This is a genomic window from Lysobacter auxotrophicus, from assembly GCF_027924565.1.
GTDB classification, from domain to species: Bacteria; Pseudomonadota; Gammaproteobacteria; order Xanthomonadales; family Xanthomonadaceae; genus Lysobacter_J; species Lysobacter_J auxotrophicus.
The window spans coordinates 2,907,926-2,932,709 of record NZ_AP027041.1 but is presented as its reverse complement, the minus strand read 5'-3'; the positions used below and the strand labels follow the sequence as shown (position 1 = coordinate 2,932,709).

At 67.7% G+C, this 24,784-nt stretch carries 21 protein-coding genes and 1 pseudogene; 13 read left to right on the top strand and 9 right to left on the bottom strand.

Annotation, left to right across the window (positions count from 1 at the left end; translation table 11 throughout):
• Positions 1 to 195: 195 nt before the first annotated feature.
• Entirely contained in the window at positions 196 to 1,011 is an 816-nt protein-coding gene (locus tag LA521A_RS13200) for a DUF72 domain-containing protein (RefSeq protein ID WP_281779337.1), read from the bottom strand.
• 2 nt (positions 1,012 to 1,013) lie between these two features.
• Entirely contained in the window at positions 1,014 to 1,463 is a 450-nt protein-coding gene (locus LA521A_RS13195) for a VOC family protein (RefSeq protein ID WP_281779336.1), read from the bottom strand.
• A gap of 135 nt (positions 1,464 to 1,598) precedes the next feature.
• Here LA521A_RS13195 and LA521A_RS13190 point away from each other — a divergent pair, with 135 nt between their 5' ends.
• Complete coding sequence (locus LA521A_RS13190) at positions 1,599 to 1,949, top strand: GFA family protein (protein ID WP_281779335.1); 351 nt, start codon at positions 1,599 to 1,601, stop codon at positions 1,947 to 1,949.
• 283 nt (positions 1,950 to 2,232) lie between these two features.
• Here LA521A_RS13190 and LA521A_RS13185 read toward each other — a convergent pair whose 3' ends face one another.
• The gene (locus LA521A_RS13185) at positions 2,233 to 4,047 is read right to left on the bottom strand and encodes a DUF885 domain-containing protein (RefSeq protein ID WP_281782096.1); all 1,815 of its coding nucleotides are present in this window, start codon (positions 4,045 to 4,047) and stop codon (positions 2,233 to 2,235) included.
• A 190-nt stretch (positions 4,048 to 4,237) separates the two neighbouring features.
• Here LA521A_RS13185 and LA521A_RS13180 point away from each other — a divergent pair, with 190 nt between their 5' ends.
• The gene (locus tag LA521A_RS13180) at positions 4,238 to 6,166 is read left to right on the top strand and encodes an alpha/beta hydrolase family protein (RefSeq protein ID WP_281779334.1); all 1,929 of its coding nucleotides are present in this window, start codon (positions 4,238 to 4,240) and stop codon (positions 6,164 to 6,166) included.
• Here the strand turns inward: LA521A_RS13180 and fdhD are convergent.
• Genes fdhD through LA521A_RS13165 form a run of 3 tightly spaced genes read right to left on the bottom strand, consistent with a single transcriptional unit; the run spans position 6,119 to position 9,389 of the window.
• A complete protein-coding gene (fdhD, locus tag LA521A_RS13175; RefSeq protein WP_281779333.1) occupies positions 6,119 to 6,916 on the bottom strand; it encodes a formate dehydrogenase accessory sulfurtransferase FdhD in 798 nt (265 codons plus the stop codon). The two genes, LA521A_RS13180 and fdhD, sit on opposite strands and share 48 nt — an antisense overlap.
• Positions 6,913 to 7,149 (bottom strand): hypothetical protein, encoded by a 237-nt coding sequence (locus tag LA521A_RS13170; RefSeq protein WP_281779332.1) that lies wholly within the window; start codon positions 7,147 to 7,149, stop codon positions 6,913 to 6,915. The genes fdhD and LA521A_RS13170 overlap by 4 nt, the downstream gene beginning before the upstream one ends.
• Positions 7,146 to 9,389, bottom strand: coding sequence for an FdhF/YdeP family oxidoreductase (locus tag LA521A_RS13165; protein ID WP_281779331.1), 2,244 nt, complete (start codon positions 9,387 to 9,389; stop codon positions 7,146 to 7,148). Before LA521A_RS13165 ends, LA521A_RS13170 begins: the two co-directional genes overlap by 4 nt.
• A 186-nt stretch (positions 9,390 to 9,575) precedes the next feature.
• Between LA521A_RS13165 and LA521A_RS13160 the strand changes: the two genes are divergently transcribed.
• Both LA521A_RS13160 and LA521A_RS13155 read left to right on the top strand, forming a co-directional pair.
• Positions 9,576 to 10,430 carry a DUF2785 domain-containing protein gene (locus tag LA521A_RS13160; protein WP_281779330.1) on the top strand — a complete coding sequence of 285 codons (855 nt, stop codon included), beginning with the start codon at positions 9,576 to 9,578 and terminating at the stop codon, positions 10,428 to 10,430.
• Positions 10,431 to 10,536: 106 nt separating this feature from the next.
• A complete protein-coding gene (locus LA521A_RS13155; protein ID WP_281779329.1) occupies positions 10,537 to 10,998 on the top strand; it encodes a hypothetical protein in 462 nt (153 codons plus the stop codon).
• A gap of 34 nt (positions 10,999 to 11,032) precedes the next feature.
• On the opposite strand, the gene LA521A_RS13150 is transcribed toward LA521A_RS13155, so the two are convergent.
• Entirely contained in the window at positions 11,033 to 11,326 is a 294-nt protein-coding gene (locus LA521A_RS13150; RefSeq protein WP_281779328.1) for a hypothetical protein, read from the bottom strand.
• 112 nt (positions 11,327 to 11,438) lie between these two features.
• On the opposite strand from LA521A_RS13150, the gene speG reads away from it, so the two are divergent.
• On the top strand, positions 11,439 to 12,023 hold the full coding sequence (speG, locus tag LA521A_RS13145) for a spermidine N1-acetyltransferase (protein ID WP_281779327.1): 585 nt from the start codon (positions 11,439 to 11,441) through the stop codon (positions 12,021 to 12,023).
• A gap of 609 nt (positions 12,024 to 12,632) precedes the next feature.
• Here the strand turns inward: speG and LA521A_RS13140 are convergent.
• Positions 12,633 to 13,610 (bottom strand): annotated as a pseudogene (locus LA521A_RS13140) (peptidylprolyl isomerase); the annotation flags it as partial.
• Between the two features lie 135 nt (positions 13,611 to 13,745).
• Between LA521A_RS13140 and LA521A_RS13135 the strand changes: the two are divergent.
• The 4 genes from LA521A_RS13135 (at position 13,746) to LA521A_RS13120 (ending at position 16,134) form a co-directional block, all read left to right on the top strand.
• Positions 13,746 to 14,273: a hypothetical protein gene (locus LA521A_RS13135; protein ID WP_281779326.1), complete on the top strand. Its 528-nt coding sequence runs from the start codon at positions 13,746 to 13,748 to the stop codon at positions 14,271 to 14,273.
• 230 nt (positions 14,274 to 14,503) lie between these two features.
• Complete coding sequence (locus LA521A_RS13130) at positions 14,504 to 14,869, top strand: PadR family transcriptional regulator (protein ID WP_281779325.1); 366 nt, start codon at positions 14,504 to 14,506, stop codon at positions 14,867 to 14,869.
• Positions 14,866 to 15,804 carry a sensor domain-containing protein gene (locus LA521A_RS13125; protein WP_281779324.1) on the top strand — a complete coding sequence of 313 codons (939 nt, stop codon included), beginning with the start codon at positions 14,866 to 14,868 and terminating at the stop codon, positions 15,802 to 15,804. The genes LA521A_RS13130 and LA521A_RS13125 overlap by 4 nt, the downstream gene beginning before the upstream one ends.
• 120 nt (positions 15,805 to 15,924) lie before the next feature.
• On the top strand, positions 15,925 to 16,134 hold the full coding sequence (locus tag LA521A_RS13120; protein ID WP_281779323.1) for a DUF6289 family protein: 210 nt from the start codon (positions 15,925 to 15,927) through the stop codon (positions 16,132 to 16,134).
• 135 nt (positions 16,135 to 16,269) lie between these two features.
• Here the strand turns inward: LA521A_RS13120 and LA521A_RS13115 are convergent, their stop codons facing one another.
• Entirely contained in the window at positions 16,270 to 16,875 is a 606-nt protein-coding gene (locus LA521A_RS13115) for a DNA-3-methyladenine glycosylase (protein ID WP_281779322.1), read from the bottom strand.
• 175 nt (positions 16,876 to 17,050) lie between these two features.
• Between LA521A_RS13115 and LA521A_RS13110 the strand changes: the two genes are divergently transcribed.
• From LA521A_RS13110 to LA521A_RS13095, 4 genes are all read left to right on the top strand, one after another.
• Positions 17,051 to 18,082, top strand: coding sequence for a YihY/virulence factor BrkB family protein (locus LA521A_RS13110; RefSeq protein ID WP_425494518.1), 1,032 nt, complete (start codon positions 17,051 to 17,053; stop codon positions 18,080 to 18,082).
• 307 nt (positions 18,083 to 18,389) lie between these two features.
• A complete protein-coding gene (locus tag LA521A_RS13105; protein WP_281779321.1) occupies positions 18,390 to 19,475 on the top strand; it encodes a sensor histidine kinase in 1,086 nt (361 codons plus the stop codon).
• 1 nt (position 19,476) lies between these two features.
• Positions 19,477 to 20,355: a LytR/AlgR family response regulator transcription factor gene (locus LA521A_RS13100; RefSeq protein ID WP_281779320.1), complete on the top strand. Its 879-nt coding sequence runs from the start codon at positions 19,477 to 19,479 to the stop codon at positions 20,353 to 20,355.
• Positions 20,356 to 21,682: 1,327 nt separating this feature from the next.
• Positions 21,683 to 24,784, top strand: coding sequence for an efflux RND transporter permease subunit (locus LA521A_RS13095; protein ID WP_281779319.1), 3,102 nt, complete (start codon positions 21,683 to 21,685; stop codon positions 24,782 to 24,784).

Genomic DNA, 24,784 nt, shown 5'->3' with positions numbered 1-24,784 from the left:
GGCTTTCGCCGGGATGACGGAGTGGGGAAGCTACGACGATTCCCGATTCCCGATTCCCGATTCACAAATCACAAATCACAAATCACAAATCACAAATCACAAATCACAAATCACAAATCACAAATCACAAATCACAAATCACAAATCACAAATCATGAATCACGAATCACGATCCCAATTCCCAATTCCCAACCCCTACAACCGCTCGATCAACGCCATCGCCGCGGCCGGGTTGCGCTCTTTCGCGGCGCTGATGAAGAACACGTACACGTCGCGTGTCTGCTTCGGCGCGGCGTCCTTCGCCAGCGTCGGCAGTCCGGGCGGCTGCGCGCCCGTCGCCCATTCATGCGCGCGCTTGGCCCACGTGGCGAGTTCCGCGTCGGTGTAGCCGGTGGGGATGTCGCTGCGTGAGCGCATCAGCCGCGCGTAGACGAAATCGGCGGTGACATCGCTGAAAGACGGGTGCTCGTCGGAGTCGGTGAACACCGTCGCCATGCGGTGGCTGCGGGCGAGCGCGATGTAATCGGCGTCGACGAACTTGGGATCGCGCACGTCCAGCACGTGGCGCAGGGGCCGGCCTTCGACCTGCGTGGGAAGCATCGACAGGAATTGCGCGAACGGCTCGCGCTGGATCTTCTGGTTCGCGTCGAACTGCCACACGATCGGGCCCAGGCGATCGCCGAGCGAGGCGATGCCGCCGAGGAAATCCTCGATCTGCGGGCCGGTCTTCGCAAGCGCGCGCGACTGCATGATGCGCATCGGCGCCTTCGCCGAGAACACGAAACCTTCCGGCGTTTCCGCTGCCCATTTGGCGTAGGTCGCCGGTTTCTGCGCGCCGTAGTAGGTGCCGTTGACCTCGATCGCGGTGAGGCGGCGGCTGGCGTATTCCAGCTCGCGCCGCTGCACGAGGCCCTTGGGGTAAAAGTTGTCGCGCCACGGCGCGAACGTCCAGCCGCCGATGCCGACGCGGATGCCGTCGATCGGCCGCGGATGTTCTTCGAACAGTTCCATGCTCAGGTGTTCCCGGTTTCGTTTTCGCCTTCGGACCACGGATCGTAGCTGCCGAACCACCACACGTACCCTTCCGGATCGCGCGCGGCAAAGCCGCGTCCGCCGTAGTGCTGGTCGGCGATGTCGATGACGATCCCGGCGCCGGCGTCTTTCGCGCGGGCGTAGAGCGCGTCGGCATCGTCGACGACGACGCACACGCCGTGGGTGGAACGGCCGCCGATCTCGTCCGGCTGCGCCATCAGTTTCGCCCAGTCGCCGTCCTTGTTCGCCGAGCCGAGCATGATCATGCCGGTGTCGCCGAAGGTGAGCTGCGCGTGCAGCACGACGTCGCCGTCCATGTACACGGCCTGTTTCTGGAAGCCGAAGGCGCGCACGAGCCAGTCGATCATCGCCGGCGCGTCGCGGTAGCTGAGGGTGGGGACGACGGTGCTGCCGCGGCGTGAGGTGGGCATGGCGACTTCCCTGGCGGAGACGGGGCCGCAGGATAGCGCGGGCGGGTTAAGCCGATGTCGGCTTGGGCACATTCCGGCGTCGCCGTGCTGGGGCACAATCGCCACTTTCCCCACACCTGCACGGAGGATCGCGACATGGCGCATTACAGCGGAGGTTGTCATTGCGGCGGCATCGCCTATGAAGTCGACGGCGAGATCGACCAGGTCCTGGACTGCAATTGTTCGCTGTGCGCCAAGCGCGGCGGATTGCTGTGGTTCGTGCCGGCCACCGCGTTCGACCTGAAGACGCCGGCGTCGAACTACCGCACCTACACCTTCAACACGCACAAGCTGCAGCACCACTTCTGCCCGGAGTGCGGCATCTCGCCGTTTACCGAAGGCCAGATGCCCGACGGCACGCCGATGGTCGCGATCAACGCCCGTTGCCTGGAAGGCGTGGAGCCGGCGTCGCTGAAGGTGGTGCAGTTTGACGGGCGGGCGCGCTGATCGAAGCCGGCGTTTGTAGCCCGGGTAAGCGCAGCGCACCCGGGGAACACGGAGCGTCAACGCATCGCTTAGTCGTGGCGAACACCCGGGTGCGGCTTCGCCTTACCCGGGCTACAAGAGCGGCATGCGGGTGCCGGCTTTCGCCGGGATGACGGAATAAAGAGCCGCGACTGCAAGCAGCCGCGGCCTTGAACACGATGACGTCGGACGGTTGGATCCCCGCCTTCGCGGGGATGACGGTCCGGCGAAGGCGTGGCCGCGAGCGCGGCCACGCGCCGGACCGTCACTGGATCGGCTCGTCCAGCATCATCTCGCGCACGAAACGCACCGGCGGGGCGCCGTAGCTCAGCACCTGGTCGTGGTAGGCCTTGGCGTTGAACTTGTCGCCCAGCTTGGCTTCCACCGCCTTGCGCATGTCGAAGTGCTCCTGCGCGCCGACGAAGTACGTCGGCAGCTGCGCGCTGGTCAGCTGCGCGCGCACCCACTTGCCGGCGGCTTCGCGCTCCTGCTGGAACGCCTGCTTCGTCATCAGCTCCATCGCCTGTTCCTTGCTCCAGTTGTCCACGTGCACGCCCTGGTCGAGGATCGCGTTGGCGATCGTGCGCAGGTAGAACTTCAGCTGCACCAGGCGGAACAGCGGGTCGTTATCCAGATAACCCGCGTCGGCCATCATGTCTTCGGTGTAGACCGCCCAACCTTCGGCGAACAGGCCGGAACGCAATACCGACCGCAGCGTGGAATGCGACTTCACCGAGTGCGCGCCTTCCAGGTAATGACCCGGCATCGCCTCGTGGATCGACAGCAGGTGGATCATCCGGTTGTTGTATTCACGCAGGAACGAATCGGCCTGCTCGGCGTCCCACTCGTCCGGAATCGGCGAAATCGCGTAGTACGTGTCCAGGCCCTTGTCGAGCGGACCCGGCGAATCGCAATAGGCCACCGCGACGCCGCGCTGGAATTCCGGCATCAGGATGATCTTCACCGGATCGTTGGGCACGGTGACCAGGTCGTGCTTGCGCGTGAAGTCGGTCGCCGAGGCGAGCGTCTGCTTCGCGAAATCGACGACCTGATCGCGCGCGGGCTTCTCGGCGTAGGCCAGTTCGAGCGCTGCTTCGATCGCTGCCTGTTGCTGTTCCGGCGACGGGTTGGCCGGCATGTCCGGCGCGTTCGGCTTGTCCTTCAGCACGGTCTGCGCGATGGCGTACATCTCGCCGCGCACGCGCTTGAGTTCGCCCTCGGCGCGCTGCTTGATCTCCGCGCGCGACAGCGAGGAATTCAGCGAGAACTGCAGCTTCTCGTCGTACAGCTTCTGGCCGATGCGGAACTCGCCCTTCGCATTCGGCACCAGCGTCTTGTCGAGCCAGGTCTGCTGTTCGGCCACCGCGCGGCGCAGGTTGGCGACGGCGTCGTCGAGCGCCTTGCGATCCTCGCCCTGCAGCTGGCCGGCGTTGGGCGTGATGAAGGTATCGATCAGGCTGAGGATGCCGGCGTTCTGCTTGGCGACGGTCTCGGCGTGGATCTTCGGCACGCGCGCCGGATCCAGGTTCTCGCGCATCTGCGCGTAGATGTTCGGGATCTTCTGCATGCGCGCGGTCGCCGACTTCAGGCGCTGCGGCATCGGCGCGAATTCGCGCGCCATCAGGTTGTAGATCGCGCCGCCGGCCAGGCCGCTGTACACCTGCGGATCCCACGCCCAGCTCTGCAGCGTGTCGATGTTCCAGATGTCGCCGCGCACCTGGTTGCGCAGGATCGACGCATCGATCTGGTTCTCGCGCGAGAGCTTCGCGGTGTCCAGGCCATCGAGTTCGCCGAGGATCTTCTTCGCGAAATCCACCTGCGCCTGCCGGCCGGCGGCGCTGAGGTCGTCGACCTCGCTGTCGTAATCGTGCTTGCCGATCTGCGTGGCCGAGACCGGATTCAAACGCAGCCAGCCGTCGAGCCACTGCTGGGAGATTTCGGCCAGGCGCGCGTCGGCGGCGGCATCGGACGCCGGGGCGGCGGCGGTGGCCTTCGAATCGGCGGGCGCAGGCGCGGTCTGCGGCTGGCAGGCGGCGAGGCCGACGCTCAGCACGGCGGCGGCAAGCAAATGGGGACGCAACGAGGGCATGGACGTCTCTTGGGCTCGGATCAGGCGGCGGGGCCGCGGTCGGCCGAGGATATCGCCTGCGCCCCCGCCGTCGCATGGGCCGATGGTCGCCGCCGCCTTGCCGGATCTGGCGTGCGCGCAGGTGCTTGGCATATCGTGCGTTTGCCGTGGGGACGGCGCAGGGATGATGAATGGGGGACGCATGAAAGGTTTCGTAGTCGCCGCGACGCTCGCGCTCGCGGCGTGGTCGGCCAGTGCGCAGCAGGCGCCGACGCTGGAGGAGTTCCTCCGCAAGCCGGAATTCGAGTCGATGACGCTTTCGCCGGGCGGGGATTACCTCGCCGCGCGGATTCCCTTCGAGGACCGCACGCTGCTGACGATCCTGCGCGTGAGCGACATGAAGGTCACCGCGAAGCTCGATCCGGGCCGCGACGGCTTCATCGATTCGGAGCAGTGGATCTCCAGCACGCGCGTGCTCGCGTCGGCGTCGATGAAGTTCGGCACGATGGCGCAGCCCTACCAGCTGCCAAACCTGCACCCGCTGGACGTCGACGGCACCAGCGGTGCGGCGTTCGGCGCGTACCTGATCGATCCGCTGCCGGACGATCCGGACTTCGTGCTCACCGCCTATTGCTACAAGGTGCTCAAGAACGAGTGCTGGATCCGAGCGCGCAAGATGCGCAAGACCGGCGTGGGCAAGCGCGAGGACCTCGTCGATGCCCCGGTGCCGGACGCCTCGTTCCTCGCCGATCGCATCGGCACGATCCGCTTCTCGTGGGCGAGCGACAACGACGATCGCCAGCAGGTGTTCCTGCTGCGCGACGGCAAGTGGGAGTCGATCAACGACGAGAACGTGAGCGGCGTGGAGATCACGCCGATCGGCACCAGCTTCGACCGCCGGTTCGGCTTCCTGCGCAGCGAGCGCAAACAGGGCCCGGACGTCATCGAGCGCATCGACTTGGCGACGGCCGAACGCACCGTGGTGGCCAGCGACGCCAACGCGAGCCCGCAGGCGCTGGTGTGGTCGTTCGACGGCCATGAGCCGATCGGCGCGGTGTACGGCGGCGTGCAGCCGCAGGTGCGTTTCTTCGACGAGAAGCATCCGCACGCGGCGCTGGCGCGCGACCTCATCGCGAACTTCCCCGGCGAATTCGCGCGCGTGACCAGCGCCAGCCGCGACGGACGGCGCGCCGTGGTCACGGTGACCAGCCCGGTCGAACCGCCGCGGTTCTACCTGCTCGACACGGTGAGCGGCGACCTGAAACTGCTGGCGCGCAGCCGGCCGTGGCTGTCGAAACGCGCGATGCGACCGGTGCAGGCGTTCGAGTTCAAGGCGCGCGACGGCCTCACGCTGCACGGCTGGCTCAACGTGCCCGCGGGCAACGGCCCGCATCCGCTGGTGGTGATGCCGCACGGCGGGCCGTTCGAGATCAGCGACAGCTGGGCCTTCGCCGACGACGTGCAGATGCTCGCCACGCGCGGCTACGCGGTGCTGCGCCTGAACTTCCGCGGCTCCGGCGGGCGAGGGCGCGATTTCGTCGAAGCCGGCCATCGCCAGTGGGGCCGCGCGATGCAGGACGACCTCACCGACGCGACGCGCTGGGCGATCGAACACGCCGGCGTGGATGCCTCGCGCATCTGCATCTGGGGCGAGAGTTACGGCGGCTACGCAGCGCTGATGGGCGCGGTGCGCGAACCGGCGCTGTATCGCTGCGTGGTCGGCATGGCCGGTCCGTACGACCTGCCGACGATGTTCCGCTGGGGCGACACGCATCGCTCCAAGTGGGGCCGAACCTATCTCACCCGGGCGCTCGGCGACGACATGGCGCGGCTGCGCGAGGATTCGCCCACCGCCCATGCCGACAAGATCCGCGCGCAGGTCATGCTGGTGCAGGGCATGCGCGACTACCGCGTGTCGCCCGAACACCTGCACGCGATGCGCCGTTCGCTTGACCAGGCGGGCGTGAAGTACGAGGGCTATTTTCCCTCGGACGAAACGCACGGCTTCTACGACGACAAGTCGCGCCTGAAGTACTACGACAACGTGCTGCGGTTCCTCGATCGCAACCTGGCGCCGGTGCGCTCAGCCGGCAGCGGCGATGCGGGCGGGGTGGCTGTAAAGGTTGAGTGAGTCGCCGCGCGCGAAGGCGGCCAGCGTCACGCCGGCCGCTTCCGCGGTGCGGATCGCGAGGTCGGTCGGGGCGGAAATCGCCACGACCACGCCGATGCCGGCGGTCGCGGCCTTGTGCACGATCTCGTAGGACGCGCGCGAGGTGATCACCACGAAGCCGGCGTCCGGTGCGATCGCTGCGTGCGACATCGCGCCCACCAGCTTGTCCAGCGCGTTGTGGCGCCCGACGTCCTCGCGCACCAGCAATCCGCCTGCGTGCGCGAAGCCGGCCGCGTGCACACCGCCGCTGAGCGCGTTCAACGGTTGCTGCGCGGCCAGCGCGTCGAGTGCGGCGCGGATCGTCGCCACGTCCACGCGAACGGGCGAGGCCACGTGCGGCACCGGGCGCAGCGCCGCCTGCAGGCTTTCCACGCCGCACAGGCCGCAGCCGCTGCGGCCCTCCATGCCACGGCGTCGTTCGGCCAATGCATCGAAGCGCGCCTGCGGAATCGCCGCGTGCAACGCGATGCCTCCCTCGTGGCGCACGATGTCGACCAGCCGGAATTCCGACGCATCGCCGACCACGCCCTCGCTCAGCGCGAAGCCGAGCGCGAAATCCTCCAGCGATTCGGGCGTCGCCATCATCACGGCGAACGACTCGCCGTTGTAGAGCAGCGCGACGGGCGTCTCGACGATCACGCGATCGGCGTGCGGTTCGCGATCGTCGGCGCGCAGGCGCAGCGCCTGCACCGGTTGCAGCGGCTCGTTCATGCGCCTTCCACGAGGCGGCGGCCTTTGTCGGTGAGCCACAGCAACGTGCGCTCGCCATCCTGGCGGCGTTCGACCAGGTCCAGCCCGTCGAAACGCGGGTCGTCGCCCAGCGCGGCGAGCACGCGCTGCAGTTCGCTCAGGCCCAGCTGCAGGCGCTTGGCGACGCGGTGGATCGACTGGCCGTCCTCCTCGCGCAACAGGCGCAGCAACGCCAGCGCGGGTTCCTCGCTCATGCCGCACTCCGGCGCAGCCGCACGGGGATCGACTTGGAAGCCGGCGTGCGCGCGCGTTCGGCGTGGTGGTCCAGCGGCACCAGCGGATTGGTTTCGGGGAAATACGCCGCGAGGCAGCCCGGCGGGATGTCGTACTCGACCAGGCGGAAATCGCGAACGACGCGATCGGTGCCGTCGTGCCACACGGTGCCGATGTCGACGTGCTCGCCATCGCGAAGCTGCAGGCGTTGCAGGTCCGCGCGCGAGATGAACACCACGCGGCGCAGGCCGTGCACGCCGCGATAGCGGTCGTCCTTGCCGTACACGGTGGTGTTGTACTGATCGTGCGAACGCACGGTCATCAGCTGCAGCACGTCGGACTGCGCATCGTGCGTGTCCAGCGCATGCGCATAGAAACCCGCCTTGCCACTCTTCGTCGGGAACATGCGCTCGCGCGCCGGATGGTGCAGGTGGAAGCCGCCGTCGGTGCGCACGCGCGCGTTGAAGCCGGCGAAGCCATCGACCACCTGCGCGATGCGGTCGCGGATGCGGTCGTAGTCCTCGACCAGCCAGCGCCACGGCGTGCGGCTGTTCGGTAGCGTCGCCGCGGCCAGATGCGCGACGATCGCCGGTTCGGACATCAACTGCGTCGACGCCGGCGGGTTCATGCCCGAGGACAGGTGCACCATGCTCATCGAATCCTCCACCGTCACCGCCTGCGGGCCTTCGGCCTGCAGGTCGATCTCGGTCCGGCCCAGGCACGGAAGAATCAGCGCATTGCGCCCGTGCACCAGGTGCGAGCGGTTGAGCTTGGTGCTGACGTGCGCCGTGAGGTCGCAACGCCGCAGCGCTTCGTGCGTGTGCGCGGTGTCCGGCGTGGCCGCGGCGAAGTTGCCGCCCATCGCGAAGAACACCTTCGCGCGGCCGTCGTGCATGGCCTGGATCGCCGCGATGGTGTCGTAGCCGTGCGCGCGCGGCGGCGTGAAGTCGAACGCCGCGCCGAGCCGGTCGAGGAATGCGGGCGATGGCTGCTCGTAGATGCCCATCGTGCGATCGCCCTGCACGTTGGAGTGCCCGCGCACCGGGCACGGCCCCGCGCCGGCCTTGCCGATGTTGCCGCGCAACAGCAGCAGGTTGCCGAGCATCTGGATGGTCGCGACGCTGCGCGGATGCTGGGTGATGCCCATGCCCCAGCAGACGATGGTGGCGTCGCTGGCGAGGTAAGTGCGGCCGGCCTGTTCGAGGTCGGCGCGCGACAGGCCCGATTCGCGTTCCAGCGCGGCCCATTGCGTCGCGCGCACGGTCGCGGCGAAGTCGTCGTAGCCGTGCGTGTGCGCGGCGACGAACGCGTGGTCGACCGCGCCGGACTCGATCACCACCTTGCACAGCGCCGTCGCGACGGCGAGATCGCCGCCGATGCGCGGCTGGTAGTACTCCGAGGCCAGCTGCGTGCTGCCGCCGCCGAGCATCTCGGTCGGCGACTGCGGATTGGCGAAACGCTCCAGTCCGCGTTCGCGCAGGGGATTGAACGCGACGATGCGGCAGCCGCGCCGGGCCGCGGTGCGCAGTTCGCCGAGCATGCGCGGGTGGTTGGTGCCCGGGTTCTGGCCGAAGATGAAGATCGCCTGCGCGTGCTCGAAATCGGCCAGCGTCACCGAGCCCTTGCCGCTGCCGAGCTGTTCGGTGAGCGCCACGCCCGATGCCTCGTGGCACATGTTCGAACAGTCGGGCAGGTTGTTGGTGCCGTACTCGCGCACGAACAACTGGTAGAGGAACGCCGCTTCGTTCGACGTGCGCCCGGAGGTGTAGAAGATCGCCTCGTCCGGCGAGGCCAGTGCATTGAGCGCCTGCGCTATCGTGGCGAATGCGTCGTCCCAGGCGATGGGGCGATACCGGTCGGTCGTCGCGTCATAGGCCATCGGCTCGGTCAGCCGGCCCTGCGCTTCGAGGAAATGGTCGTCGCGTTCCTCCAGCGACGCCACGGTGTGTTCGGCGAAGAATTCCGGCGTGACGCGCCGCGACGTGGCTTCGTTCGCCACGGCCTTGACGCCGTTCTCGCAGAATTCGAAGGTCGAATGCGCGTTGCGGTCGGGCCATGCGCAGCCGGGGCAATCGAAACCGCGCGGCTGGTTGGCGCGCAGCAGCGTGCCGGCGCCCTTCATCACGACCTGCTGGTCGCGCAGCGCCTGCCAGGAACTGCGCAGCGCGTCCCAGCCGCCGGCGGGCTTCACGTAGAGTTCGATGGATTTCTTTTCGGACATCGCGATGTTGCAGCTGGATGGCGCAATGCGGCCGGCGGCCGCATCAGGGCATCATAGGCCCGTGCGCGCGCCGCGGCGATGACGTCGCATCGATGCGGCCGCCCTCGCGGACACCGTCCTTGGCCCGGAACCCATCACATGCGCCTATCGCCACTGCATTGTCTGACGCTGCTCGCCGCCCTCGGAGTGGCCACGCCCGCTTTCGCGGCGCCGGGCTGCCCGCCGGAGGGTTGGCCGGTCGAACGGCTCGATGCGCTGCGGCAGGGCGGGTTCGTCGTGCCCGACGCCGGCGAGCGCGCGACGCTCGCCTACGCGCTGGCGAACTGCCTCGCCTCGCCGGACTCGCACCTGCGCGACGAGCTAGCGTACGACGCGTTGTCGAACTGGATGCGCAAGGGCGAGCTCGCGCCTGACACCCTGCGCGCGCTACGCGACCGCTTCTACGCGATGCTTGGCGAACCCGATCCGGACGCCGTGGCATGGCCGTTCGCGGCGCTGGCGCTGGCGGAAGTGGCGCGTACCGACCGGACGTCGCCGTGGATGACGCCCGCCGAACGCACGGCGATGGTGCTGCGTGCGGTCACCTATCTGGAATCGGTGCGCGATTACCGCGGCTTCGAACCCGGCGAGGGCTGGCGACACGGCGTCGCGCATGGCGCGGACTGGCTCATGCAGCTCACGCTGAATCCGGCGCTGGATGCCCCGCAACTGCACCGCATCGTCGACGCCATCGCGACCCAGGCCGTGCCGACGGCGGGCGTGGCGTACGTGTTCGGGGAACCACAGCGGCTGGCGGCTCCGATCGTGCTTGCCGCGCAGCGCGGCGTGCGCGACGAGGCCGGCTGGAAGGACTGGTTCACCGCGCTGGTACCGCGCCTGGGCGATCCGTCGCTGGCCTGGAAGGACGCGCAGTGGCTGGCGCGTCGCCACGACCTGGTGGCGTTCCTGCAGGCGGTGTACGTCGAGGCCGACCGTTCCAGCGACAAACGCACGCGTACGGTGCTCCCGGGCGTCGTCGCGGCGTTGCAGGCGATTCCGTGAACCACCGCGAGTAACGCCCACCGGACGCGTAATTCAGACCCGTCCGATTCAAGCGCATGCCGCGCCTGCCGACCATGGCCGTTTGTTCGACAGGGACGACGGCCGCATGCGAGACACCCCAGAACGCGAATACTGCCCGCGCTGCAACGCCCGGGTCCGCAGCCTGCAACTGGCCGACGACCTGGTCCGGCACCACCAGTGCACCGACTGCGGCTATCGCTACGAGAACGTGTCCGATGGCGAGTTCGACGAGGACGGCGAGTTCGATGGCCTGATCGGCATCGACGCATTGCCCGAGGACGATCGCGACGCGATGGAAGGGCAGGTGTTCCTGATCGTGGGCAACGGCACCATGATCGGCGGCATCGAACTGACCTCGCGCACGATCGCCGACCTGGTGGGCGAGCACGGCGCGCCGCAATCGGTCCTGCGCAGCTTCACGTGGCCCACGCACCAGTGGCTGCTGCGGCGCGCACGGCGTTTCTCGTCGTATTACGTCGCCATCGACCAGGGCCGATGGCGCGTGTGCTTCACGATCCGGCGACTAAGCCCGGTCGCGTTGCGCTGACGCCGCGCGTCGTCATCGCGCCGAACGCGGCGCCTCAGCCTTCGTCGTTGTCGAATTCCACCAGCACGTCGAGGTCGAAGGCGAGCGCTTCGACCGCATCGCGGATGCGGTTGGCGGTGGACAGGTTCGGCGCTTCGATCTCGAGCGCGTGCTGGCCCGGGCCCTGGTCGTCGGGCAGGCCGGCGGAGCTGGAATCGTCGTCGTCCATGTGCGGCATCAGGTCGTCGACTTCCTCGATGTGCTCCACGCCGTCGAGGCTGGTGAGCAGGTTGGCGATGGCGCGGACGTCGTCGTCGCTGCCGGTCACGCGCAGGCGCATCAGGGGCATGGGTGGAACCTTCATCGGTAGGACTCTGCGGGCAGGCTATTGAGCGCCCGGGCAAGGCCGTGTGATGGCGCGCCGCGTGCGCGTGTCATGCGCGTGGAGTAGGGTGGCGAGCATGAATGCGAAACCACCGGTCGCCGGCGTGACCCTTCGTCCGCTCGAACGCGGCGACCTGCACTTCGTGCACGTGCTCAACAACAACCGCAGCGTGATGGGCTACTGGTTCGAGGAACCGTACGAGTCGTTCGTCGAGCTGGAAGAGCTGTATCGCAAGCACATACACGACCAGTCCGAGCGGCGCTTCATCGTCGAGGACGCGGCGCACGAACGCGTGGGGCTGGTGGAACTGGTGGAGATCGACCATCTGCACCGGCGTGCGGAATTCCTGATCATGATCTCGCCCGAGCAGCAGCGCCGCGGGTACGCGCGCGCGGCGACGCGGCTGGCGATCAACTACGCGTTCCGCGTGCTCAATCTCTACAAGCTGTACCTGCTGGTCGACGTGGACAACACGCGCGCGATCCGCATCTACGAGGATGCGGGGTTCCGCCGGGAAGGCGTGTTGATCGACGAGTTCTTCAGCGATGGCCGCTACCACGACGTGGTGCGGATGTGCCTGTTCCAGCGCGAGGCGCTGCGGGATGCGGATGTCGAGGGTGGGGCGCGGGTGGGCGTGGAGGAGCGGACGGCGCCGCCGTGATTGGAGCGGCTCTCGCTAACCAGAGAAAGCGCAGCGCCCTGACAAATCATTTGGCTGTTCAACAGCAACAGCAACAGCAACAGCAACAGCAACAGCAGCAACAGCAGCAGGCAAAGCGCTGCGCTTTTGTAGCCCGGGTAAGCGAAGCGCACCCGGGATCGGCGAAGCGACCGCGTCCCCGGGTGCGCTTCGCTTACCCGGGCTACAAGAGCTGACGCGCGTTAGTTGAAGCGTGGAAATGCCTGGATTCCCGCTTACGCGGGAATGACGATCAAAAGCGCAACGAAGCCCCGGGTGCGCTGCGCTTACGCGGGCTACAAGAGCTGACGCGCGTTAGTTGAAACGAGGAAAGTCACTGGATTTCGGCTACGCGCGAATGACGATCAAAAGGGCGACGAAGCCCCCGGGTGCGCTTCGCTTACCCGGGCTACAAGAGCCGACGCGCGTTAGTTGAAGCGTGGAAGTCCCTGGATTCCCGCCGGCGCGGGAATGACGATCAAAACAAAGGGCCAACGCAACGAAGCCCCCGGATGCGCTTCACTTAGCACGCGCCTGCCTTGGCTTCTTCGCGCGCGGCTTGGGCTTGGTTTTTTCGACCACCGGCTTCGGCGGCGGCGCGCGGGTGGGGAGCGGGACGTTGCACAGGTCGATGTGGCCGGCCATGTGCTTGTACCACTCGTCGCGACGGTTACGGCGCGCTTCGACGAGTTCGGCGAACAGCGGCGTGTCGGTGCGCAGCACTTCGATGCCGACGCGCTCCTTCTTCGGCACTTCCGATGCAAGGCGGATCGCCCTGATCGGCGTGCGCTGCGACGGCTGCTCGTAGAAGCCCAGCGGGCCGGTGCCACGCGGCAGGACGGACAACAGTTCCATGCCCTGCAGGACGCGGCCGACGACGGTGATGTTGCGGTCGAGCTGGCGCGGCGACTGGCCGATCACGACGTACAGCTCGGTGCCGTTGCTGGAGTCGGCGGCCATGTCGCGACCCGCGCCGACGGTGCCGTAGCAGTGCGCCATCCACGCGGCGTCGGCTTCGGCATCGCGCCCGGCCGGGAAGCCGTTGGAAAACCCGACTTCCGGCGCCCAGCCGTCCAGATCAGGCAGGCGGTCGAACGCCAGGCCCTTGGTCTTGCGCGCGAATTCCGCCGGCAGTTTCGCCTTGGCGCCGCGGCCGAGCGGCTTGCGGTCCTTCTCGTCCTGTGCCGGGTCGCCCCACTGCACGACGAAGTTGTCCTGCGAACGGTTGATGCTCATGCCGTTCCAGTAACCGTTCTTCGCCAAGGCGCGGATGTTGGCCACGTGCGCGGGCGCGAAGGACGGCGCCAGTTCGATCAGCATGCGGCCGCTGTCCAGGTCCAGGTACAGCAGGTTCTTGTTGTCCGGCGTGCGCCAGTCCGACGGCTGCGAGGCGTCGAGGATTTCCTGCATCGAGCGCGGCTTGCCCGGCACCGCGTCCTCGGCGGACGCCGGCGCAAGGGGCAGGGCGGCGAGCAGCGCGCACAGCAGGACGTTACGCCAGCGCCGTGCGCCCGGCTTCGAGGTGGATGGTTTCGACGCCCACGGTGTCGACGGATGGACTTTGCGCACGACGGAACTCCCCTTGATCCGGATCGCTGAACACGCGGATTCTGGCCCACGGCATGTCGACGCGGCCAGCCCCATGCCGTGGGAACGTGATGGCCGTTGCGCGACCGGACACCATGACCCGCCCGAAGGCGGATCGTGGCGGTGCATCAGGGCGAGGCGCCGTTGCCGCTGCGCTTCCGGGCGCGCGTCCGGGCGGCCTTCTTCGCGGCCGCGCTGCGCGAGGCGGAGGTGCGGCCCGATTTCTTTGCCGTCTTCTTGGCGGCCTTCTTCGTCGCCTTGCTCGCGGTCTTGCGGCCGGTCGATTTCTTCGTGGCCTTGCTCGCCGTCTTCTGCGTGGCCTTGCGCGCACCGGTCTTCTTCGCGGCTTTCTTCGCCGTCTTCTTCGCCGTCTTGCGGGCGCCGGTCTTCTTCGCCGCCTTCTTCGTCGCCTTTTTGGCCGCCTTCTTCGTCGCCTTTTTGGCCGCCTTCTTCGTCGCCTTCTTCGCGGTGCTCTTGCGAGCGCCCTTCTTGGCTGCCGACTTCCTGGCGGCCTTCTTGGTCGCCTTCCTGGCTGACTTCTTCGCCGTCTTCTTGCGACCCGAGCCGCTGCGCTTGCCGCCGCCGTCCTGCTTGTTGACCGTCGCCCACGCGATGCGCTCGGCGGCCTCCTCGGAGCGGCCCTGATCGCGCTCGCTTTCCTCGATGTGTTCGGCCTGTCGCTGCTGCTTCTCGGTGTACGCGGATTTGTCGCCTCTGGGCATCTCGAACCTCCTCGCCGCGGGGCAATGGGCGGCGTCGGGTCGGTCATAGCAGCCGCCCGGTGGAGGATTCGGCAAGGCGCGTGACTAATGGCAGGTTCGGTATATGGAACTTCACAGTAGTGTTGAGTCCAGCCTACCGGGCCACCGACCGCCATGATCGAACTCGACACCCAGCTGCGGAAATTCCAGAAGGAGCTCAGCGCCGGCACCGTGTCGCTGGCGCTGCTCGCGGTGCTGGGGTCCGCGCCGGACCCGCTGTACGGCTACCAGATCGCCAAGCAGCTCGAACGCATCGGCGGCGGCGTGCTCGCCGGCAAGCAGAGCGCGCTGTATCCGGTGCTGCGCAACCTCGAAGGGGCGGGGTTGCTCGAAAGCCATGTCGAGCCGTCGATGACCGGCCCGCCGCGGCGCTATTACCGCATCACCGATGCCGGCCGCACGGTGCTGCACGAATGGGCCGCCGCGTGGCGCGCGACCCGCGACAGTGTCGATTCCGTCCTGGGGGGACTTGAGCCATGAATGCCTTCGAATCCAGCCGCAGCGCCCGCCCCGGCGGACTGCCGACCACCATTCCCGAATACCTCGAACACCTGCGCCGCTCGCTCGCGGGCGCGGATCCCGCGCTGGTGCAGGACGCGCTGTACGACGCCGAGGAATACCTGCGTTCGGAGCTGGCGGAAAACCCGGGCCGGAGCGAGGCCGACGTCATCGTCGCCGTCGCCGGCAGTTACGGCGCGCCGGACGAAGTGGCAGACATCTACCGCGACACCGAAGTGAAGGTGCAGACCGCGCTGCGTCCGCCGGCGCCGACGCCGCGCCGCTCGTGGATGGGCCAGTTCTTCGGCGTGATCGCCGAACCGCGCACGTACGGCGCGCTGTTCTACATGCTGCTCTCGCTCGCCACCGGCATCTTCTACTTCACCTGGGTGGTGACGGGGCTGTCGCTCTCGCTGGGCCTGGCGGTGCTGATCATCGGCGTGCCGTTCGTGATCCTGTACTTCGGATCGATCCGCGTGCTGTCGCTGGTGGAAGGCCGCATCGTGGAAACGATGCTCGGCGAACGCATGCCGCGACGTCCGCTCTACAGCAGTCGTGGGCAGCCGCTGCTCAAGCGCATCGGCGAGCTGTTCACCGACCCGCGCATCTGGGCGACGCAGCTGTATTTCCTGTTCATGCTGCCGCTGGGCATCGTGTACTTCACCGTGGTGGTGACGTGCCTGAGCGTGTCGCTGTCGTTGATCGCGGTGCCGGTGATGCTGGTGCTGGGCCTGGGCGGGAACCTGTCGTTCGGCGACTGGGACATGTTCGTCAGCGGCGAGCCGTGGATGTGGCCCATCGCGATGCTGGTCGGCGCGCTGCTGCTGTTCGTCACGCTGCACATCGCGCGCGGCGTGGGCTACCTGCACGCGCTGCTCGCCAAGCACATGCTGGTGAAGACCGCGCAGTACGACTGAACCGTGGCGCCGCGTGAAGAAACGTTCACGCGCGGAATGCGGGCTGGTTAACAAAACCGGCCCGCGTCATCGCCTACGGTGCGCGGGCGGAACCTTGCCGCGACATCAAAGGAGATGAGCATGCGTCGTTTCAGGATCTTCGCGTTGGCCGCACTGGTCGGCATCACCTCGTTCACCGCATCCGCGAGCTGGCAGGGCACGTGGCTGTATTACGACGACGAGGGCGTGCTGGTCGGTTCCTGGACCGCCGGCTGCCGCGAAATGGACGGCCGCTGGGGCGTGGAAACCGACAACAAGGTGTTCGTGCAGGGATGTCGCGCGTCGAGCTGACGCGCGCCGCCTTTGGTCACGAAGAAGCCCCGCGACGCGGGGCTTCTTTTTTCGTCGGTCTCGCGAAGGCTCGCCACGATCTTCGTCATCGTTCCGCGAAGGCGGGCTTTAGACGTCGTTCGCGCGAAGGCGGCGCTACGGCTTCTTCCGCACCTTCGCCTTGCCGCCCTTCGACACGTGCGGATCGGCCTCCACGTGCCATCGCCAATGCACGTCGACCGCCTTGCTGATGCCGATGCGCGGCGATGCGACGGGCGACTCCGGCGGCGGGGTGCCGTCGTCGCCGAACCACACCGGCGATGCGCGATCGGTGATGTCCACGCCGTTGTGGATGCCGCTCAGGCCCATCGCCTGCGCGAGCCGGCCGGGTCCGCTCGCGAGCAGGCGCACATCGTCCATGCCGCGCGCGCGTCGCATGCGGTCGATGCCGTCCAGCGGAGACAACGCGCGGATCAGCACCGCATGCCCGGCCGGACCGCCGCACACGGCGTTGATCGCCCAGTGCATGCCGTAGATGAAATACACGTACAGATGCCCGGGCGGACCGAACATCACCTGCGTGCGTCTGGTCGGACCGCGGAACGAATGCGCGGCCGGGTCCTCGCCGCCGCGATACGCCTCCACCTCGACGATGCGCCCCACGCGCCCGTCGGCGGTGACGATCACCTTGTTCAGCAGCAGCGGTGCGACTTCGCGTGAATCGTGGGCGTAGAAGCGGCGGGGCAGGGGTCTGATGGGCATGGCGGCATCGTACCCAGCGCCGCGTCGCCGCCTGATCGTGGCGGGCGTCTGTCGCCCGGGTAGGGACGGAGGCGCACCCGGGCCACGTACCAGCCCACTTCGCTTGCCTGGACGACAAGCCCGAGCCGCCGTTCGGCATACGGACTTCACGCCCGTCGCGCTATGTCTTCCCGCGATGGCAGACGACACCGCGAAAACCCCCGTCGAGAAAACCGCAGAGAAGCTCGACCCCACGGCGCCGCGCCGGAGCGAGCCCGACCGCGGCAGCTCGTTTCGTCGACCGGCGATGCAGGCGCTGGTGCGGCGCGCGCAGGGAAGCCTTCCCGCCGCCCTGCTGCGGCGCTTCGTCGACACCGAACTGATGGCGCAGGCGGCCGCGCTCGCGCTGTACGCGATGCTCTCGCTCGCGCCGCTGCTGCTCATCCTGGTGTGGCTGACCAGCGCGCTGCTGCCCGGCGCGCAGGACTCGCTGATGCAGCAGATCGGCCTGCTCGCCGGCGGCGAGGCGGAGCGCGTGGCGCGCACCGTCGTGGACAACGCGCGCGATCGTCCCGATACCGGCTCGATCGCCGGATGGTGGAGCGTGGCGCTGCTGTTCGTCGGCGCGACGGCGGTGTTCGCGCAGTTGCAGGACGTGCTCAACAAGATCTTCCGCACCGACGCCACGCGCCTGGCCGGCGCGATGGCGTGGCTGCGCAAGCGCGTGTTCTCGATGGGCCTGGTACTGGCGATGGGCTTCCTGCTGCTGGTGTCGATGACGGTCTCCACGCTGGTGCAGCTGGCGTTCTCGCGCGTGGAATGGGCGCTGCCGATCGTCATGAACGTGGCGACGTGGGCCGTGTACGCGATCAGCTTCGCGCTGATGTACCACTACCTGCCGGACCGTTCGGTGGGCTGGAAACGCGCGCTGGGCGGCGGCGCCATCACCGCGGTGCTGTTCGTGTTCGGCCGCTGGCTGATCGGCTGGTACCTGCACCGCTCCAATCCCGGTTCGGCATACGGCTCGATGGGCGCGCTCGTATTGGCGCTGGTGTGGATGTACTACGCGGCGCTGATCGTGTTCATCGGCGCGCTGATCACGGCGGTGATCGATGAGCGGCGGAAGAAGCGGAAGACGTCGGCGGGCGATGGACGTGATGGCGATAAATCGCAGCGGGACGACGCCGTGCGCCGTCATGCGGGCGAAAGCGGTGATTCAGGCCCGTAACGCGCGGGCACTGCGTTAGCACCTAACCCATTTCATCTTCACCGTCCTCATTTTCACCGTCATCCCGGCGAAAGCCGGGACCCAGGCCTGTGACATAGAAGCGCCAGCGTGGCCGCGCGTCCCGACCCTCACCCCAACCCCTCTCCCGTGGGGAGAGGGTCAAGGCGCGGCGCCAGCTAGACCGGCCCCCGAGCCACCCCTCAGCGCCCCCGCGCCAAACCGTTCCCCCCGCCCGACGAGCCGTTGCCGCGCCGCCCCGCCAACGGGCTAGCATCGGTCCACCGCGTCCTCGCTCCTGCGGCTTTCGATGGCCATTACCGCGACCCACCCGCTGGACCTGCCCCGCCAGCACCTGTTCTGGATATTCCACAGCGCCGGCTGGCTGGGCTATTTCGGCCAGAGCTGGCTGGCGGCGATCGCCTACGGCAAGCCGTCGGGCTACTGGATCGTCCCGTTCACCGCCGCCTGCACCGGCTTCGTCGTCACGCTCGGACTGCGCTACCTGCTGCGCGCGTGCTGGGGACTGTCGCCGCGCAAGCTGCTGATGACGATGATCCTGCCGATCCTCGCCAGCTCCGCGGTGATGGACCTCACCACGCGCACGATGCTCGTGCGCTTCTGCGACACCTGCGCGCCGACCAGCCGCATGGCGTACATCGCCTACTCGCTGACCTACATCTACGTGGTGCTGGCGTGGGTGGGCCTGTACCTGGGCATCAAGTACTACCGCCAGCTGCAGGACGAAACGCAACGCGCGCTCGCCGCGCGCACCATGGCGCACCAGGCGCAGCTGAAGATGCTGCGTTACCAGCTCAATCCGCATTTCCTGTTCAACACGCTCAACGCCATCTCCACGCTGGTGCTCGATCGCGACAACGCCACCGCCAACCGCATGGTGCAGGGGCTGTCGTCGTTCCTGCGGCATTCGCTGGACAACGATCCCATGCAGCGCGTCACGCTGCGCCAGGAACTCGACGCGCTCACGCTGTACCTGGACATCGAGAAGATCCGCTTCGCCGAGCGCCTGCGCATCGAAACCGACATCGACGAGGACTGCTGGCGCGCGCTGCTTCCGAGCCTGCTGATGCAACCGCTGGTCGAGAACGCCATCAAATACGCCGTGGCGAAACAGGTCGCCGGCGGCCTGCTGCGCATCGAGGCCGAACGCGACGGCGACCAGCTCGTGCTGCGCGTGATCGACGACGGCCCGGGCTGTTCGAGCCTGGAAGGCAGCCAGTTGCCGCCCGGCAAGGGCGTCGGCCTGCGCAACACGCGAGAACGTTTGAACGTGCTGTACGGCGAGGAAAGCAGCTTCGCCGTGCGCAATCGCGAGCGCGGCATCGAAGTCGAACTGCGCCTGCCGTTCGAAACCAAACAGCTGGGCGGAGAGTGAGATGGACAAAGTCGTCGAACGCGAACGCCTGTCCGACTCCGCCACGCACGGGCGCCTGCGCGCGCTGATCGTCGACGACGAACCGCTGGCGCGTCGCGGCCTGGAAATCAGGCTGGAAGCGCATCCCGATGTCGAGATCGTCGGCGAATACGGCGATGGTCTGTCGGCCATCGCGGGATTGCGCGAGCACCGTCCGGACCTGGTGTTCCTCGACGTGCAGATGCCCGGCATGGACGGCTTCGAAACGCTGCGCAGCATCCCCGCGCACGAGATGCCGCTGGTCGTGTTCGTCACCGCGTACGACCACTACGCGATCCGTGCGTTCGAGGCATCGGCAACTGATTACCTGCTCAAGCCTGTGGAAGAGACGCGCCTGGCGCAGGCGCTCGCGCGCGTGCAGCTGGCGCGTTCGCAGCGTGAGGCGAGCGGGCATTGCGCGCACCTGCTCGGACTGCTCGGCGAACTGAGCGGCCGGCCGCTGCTGGACCTGGACGAAGCGCTGAAACCCGATGCGCTGGAGCAGTTGCGCCGCGACGACAAACTCGCCGTGCGCGATGGCGGCCGCACCGTGCGCGTGGACCTTGCGAGCATCCGCTGGATCGACGCCGCCGGCGATTACATGTGCATCCACACGGACGGCCCGGTCGATCGCGCCGCGCCGCAGGGCGAGACGCTGGTATTGCGCGCGACGATGCGCGACCTCGAAAAACAGCTGGACCCGCAGCGTTTCCCGCGCATCCACCGTTCCACGATAGTGAACGCGCGCCGCGTGGTGGAATTGCGGCCGCATACCAACGGGGAAGGTTTCCTGCGACTGGATTGCGGCCAGGAGCTGAAGCTGTCGCGCACGCATCGGGACAAGCTGGCGTTGTTGCTTTGAGGTTTGGGTCTAGATCCAGCTCCAGCTCTATCGTCATCCCGGCGAAAGCCGGGACCCAGGCCCGTAGCGCACGGACAAGCCCGCAGCGGCAAACCACCTCACCGTCATTCCAGCGAAAGCTGGAACCCATCCGACGTTGCTCTCGCCCTTGCTGCGGCAGTGCCCGAACCCCGGGTGCGCTTCGCTTACCCGGGCTACAAGAGCGCAGCGTGCTGCTGCTGCTGCTGCTGCTGCTGCTGTTGCTGTCGCGGTCGCCGTTTGCCCGTCGCTGGCTCTTGATCGTCATCCCCGCGAAGGCGGGGATCCAGGCCCGCAGCGCATAGACACTCACAGCGGCAAACCACCCACCGTCATTCCAGCGGAAGCTGGAACCCATTTGCCGTTCCCTTGCTGCGGCAGTGCCCGAACCCCGGGTGCGCTTCGCTTACCCGGGCTACAAGAGCGCGGCGTGCTGCTGCTGCTGTTGAACAGCCTTATTCGTTGCTGGCCCCAACGGGCGCCGCACAGGACGTGCGGCGGTGAGCGCCGAGCCATGGAGTGAGGGTGATGCGTGCTTGCGAACCACTGGTTCGCGCATCGCCCGAACGCCCGCGCCGCAAGCGCGGGCCTAGCGAGTCGCGAACGCGCCCTTGCTCTGTCCGGTCGTGGGATTGATTTGTCGGGGGACTGCCCTTTCTTTTGGTTACTTTTCTTTGGGCAAGCAAAGAAAAGTGACCCGGGCGCCGCAGGCCCTCGGAAGCTTGGCGGGTGATTCTTCTTTTGATCCGCTTGCGTGAATCCCCGACTTCGCGGGGATGACGATCAAGAGCGAAGAGCGAGGCTTAAGCAGAGCAAGAGCAGCAGCATCAAGAGCAAGAGCAAGTGGGTTCCAGCTTTCGCTGGAATGACGGTGAAGTGGTTCGCCGCCATGGGCGTGTCCTGACGCTACTGGCCTGGATCCCCGCCTTCGCGGGGATGACGATCAAAAGTAGGTGCAGCGGGAGAGCAAGAGCAAATGGGTTCCAGCTTTCGCTGGAATGACGGTGGAGTGGTTTGCCGCGATGGGCGTGCCGAGTGCTACGGCCTGCCATGCCGAAAGTCCCCCTGCCATTCGTCGGGTGCAACGTGCACTCTCGTTGCATCAATGAAACACGGTGCCGTCACGCTGCCGCGTCACGCCCCCGCATCACGCACCGCATCACGCCACCGCATCACGCCACCGCAACGCTTCACCGCGACCATTCAACCACTGATCGCAAAGCGCCACCGCGCGTGACTTCCGGACCATTCGTGCAAAGCCGGGCCGGCGCATCGTGCGCACCGCACTCGTCCCCCGCGGAGCAGCACGATGAAAATCACGCAAGCGTCGCTCCGCAATCCCGCCGCGGTCGCCGTGGCCGTGGTGATGGTCTGCGCGTTCGGCGTGCTGAGCCTGCTCAAGCTGCCGCTGCAGCTGTTTCCCGACATCGAGCGCCCGCAGATGTCGATCCAGACCGGCTGGCGCGCCGCGTCGCCGCAGGAGATGGAATCGGAAATCGTCGAGCCCATCGAAGCGGTGATGCAGGGCCTGCCGGGTCTTGAGGAAATCGAATCCAACATCAACGCCGGCAACAGTTTCATCAACCTCACCTTCGCCGTCGGCAGCGACATGGACGCGATGCTGGTCGAAGTGCTCTCGCGCATGAACCGCCTGCAGCCGCTGCCGCGCGACGCCACGCCGCCGGTCGTCCAGGCCGGCGCTGACAACGCCAACAACTCGCTCACGTATTTCTTCGTGCAGAAGCTGCCGGACACGCCGGGCGACATCCTCGATCGCCGGCAGATGATCGAGGACCGCATCGTGCCGCGCCTGTCGGCGGTGGAAGGCGTCGCCGGCGTGGAGATCAACGGCGGCGCGCCGGAAGAACTCACCATCACCATGAACCTGGAGCGCGCGGCCGCGCTGGGCATCCAGATTCCGCAGGTCGCCGACGTCGCCGCGCGCGCGACGGATGTCTCCGGCGGCGTGGTCGAGGCCGGCCGTCGCGAATACGTTCTGAGGTTCGCCGGGCGCTATTCCCCCGAAGCGCTCGGCGACCTCATCCTCGCATGGCGCGACGGCCGGCCGGTGCGGCTGGGTGACGTCGCCACGGTCGAAGTGAAGCGACCGGAACAGCGCTTCTTCGCCTACCAGAACGGCAATCCCGCGATCGGCCTGCGCATCCTGCGCGAGAGCGGGGCGAACGTGCTCGACACGCTCGACCGGGTGAAAGCGGTCGTCGAAGAGATCCGCGTGAAGGAGCTGCAACCGCAGGGGCTCGACATCCGCCAGAGCTTCGACGCGTCGGTGTTCATCAATCGCGCGATCGGCCTGTTGTCGGGCAGCCTCGGCGCCGGCGTGCTGCTCGCGGTCGGCTGCCTGTGGTGGTTCCTGCGCGACGTGCGCGCCACCGCGCTGATCGCCTGCGCCATTCCGATCTCGCTGCTCGCCACGTTCATCGTGCTGCAGCTCACAGGCCGCAGCCTCAACGTGATCTCGCTCGCGGGGCTGGCGTTCGCGGTCGGCATGGTGATGGACGCGGCCGTCGTCGTCGCGGAAAACATCGTGCGGTTGCGCGAGGAGGGCATGCCCGCCACGCAGGCCGCGCTGGAAGGCTCGCGGCAGGTGGGCGGCGCGCTGGTCGCCTCCACGCTCACGACCATCGCGGTGTTTTTGCCGGTGATCTTCATGGACGACGTCGAAGGACAGCTCTTCGCCGACCTCGCACTGACGATCTCCATCGCCGTCGGCATCTCGCTGCTGATCGCCGTCACCGTGCTGCCGGCGGCGGCGAGTTCGTGGTTGCGCAAGCGCGAGGACGCGCACGAGCAGCAACAGCATCGCTTCTGGGTCGGCGTCAGCGCGTGGGCGATGCGCGTGACCACCGGTCGCCGCAACCAGCTGGCCTGGGTCGGCGGGCTGGTCGTCGCGCCGATCCTGCTGACCCTGGTGCTGATGCCGAAGATCGACTACCTGCCGCCGGTGAAGCGCGCGGCGGTGGACGCGTTCTTCAACTTCCCGCCCGGCATGAGCCCCGAACGCGTGAACGCGGAAATGGCGCCGACGCTGCTCGCGCGCATGAAGCCCTACATGGACGGCGAGAAGGGCCCGCAACTGAGCAACTGGTACCTCAACCTGTGGCCGGGCGGCGGCACGCTCGGTGCACGCGTGGTCGATCCGGAGGACATCGGTGAGCTCGAACGCATCGTGCGCGACGAAGTGACCGTCGGCTTCCCCGACACGCGCGCGTTCGCGAGCGAGGGCGAGTTGTTCGGCAGCTTCGGGGGTTCCGCGCGCGCCATCGCGATCCATCTCCAACACGCCGACGGCGACGCGCTCACGCGTGCGGCCGAAACCGGACGCAAGCTGCTGTCGGAGAAGTTCGCCGGCGCGAACGTGCAGGCGTGGCCCAACGCCGACGCCGGCACGCCGGAGCTGCGCATCAATCCGGACGACCGGCGCCTGGCGGAAGTCGGCTGGCGTCGGCCGGATCTCGCCACGGCGGTGCGCGCGCTCGGCGACGGCCAGTGGCTGGGCGAATACTTCGACGGCGATCGGCGCCTGGCGATCATCCTGCGCAGCGATCGCGAGGACGACGTGGAGCGCCTAGGCGCCGCGCCGCTCGCCACGCCGGGCGGCGGCGTGATGAGCCTGGCCGAACTCGCGCAGGTCGACACGGTGCTCGCGCCGAACCAGATGCGTCGCGTCGATCGTCGCCGCACCGTCACGCTGACCGTCGATCCGCCGCCGGCGATGTCGCTGGAGGAAGCGCTCGGCATCGTCGAGGACGACGTCGTGCCGGTGCTGCGCGATGCGTTGCCCGACGACGCGGCGATCCGCGTATCGGGCAGCGCCGACCGCCTCGGCGAAGTCGTGCGCAGCATGGGCACCAACTTCGCGATGGCGCTGGTGGTGCTGTTCCTGCTGATGGCGGCGATGTTCAAGTCGCTGCGCGACAGCGCGTACGTGATGGCGACGCTGCCGATGGCGGTGCTCGGCGGCGTGATCGGCCTGCGCGTGCTCGACCTGGTCGCCGGGCAGACGCTCGATCTGCTGTCGATGATCGGTTTCATCATGCTGCTGGGCATGGTGATCAACAACGCGATCCTGCTCGTCGCGCAGGCGCGCGAAGGGCAGGCGGCGGGCGCGACGCTCGAGGACGCGCTGAAGCAGGCGCTCGACCAGCGGCTTCGCCCGATCCTCATCGGCGCGCTCACCGGCGTGCTCGGCGCGCTGCCGATGGCGATCAATCCCGGCCCCGGCGCGGTGATCTATCGCGGCCTGGCGGCGGTGTCCGTCGGCGGGGTCGCGCTGAGCCTGGTGTTCATCGTCGTGCTGGTGCCGGCGTTGCTGCGTTTGTGCGAGTCGCGTCGCGCGAGCGCCGTCGACGAAGCGCGCACGCTTGCTCCCCTTCCTTCCCCCGGAGGCTGA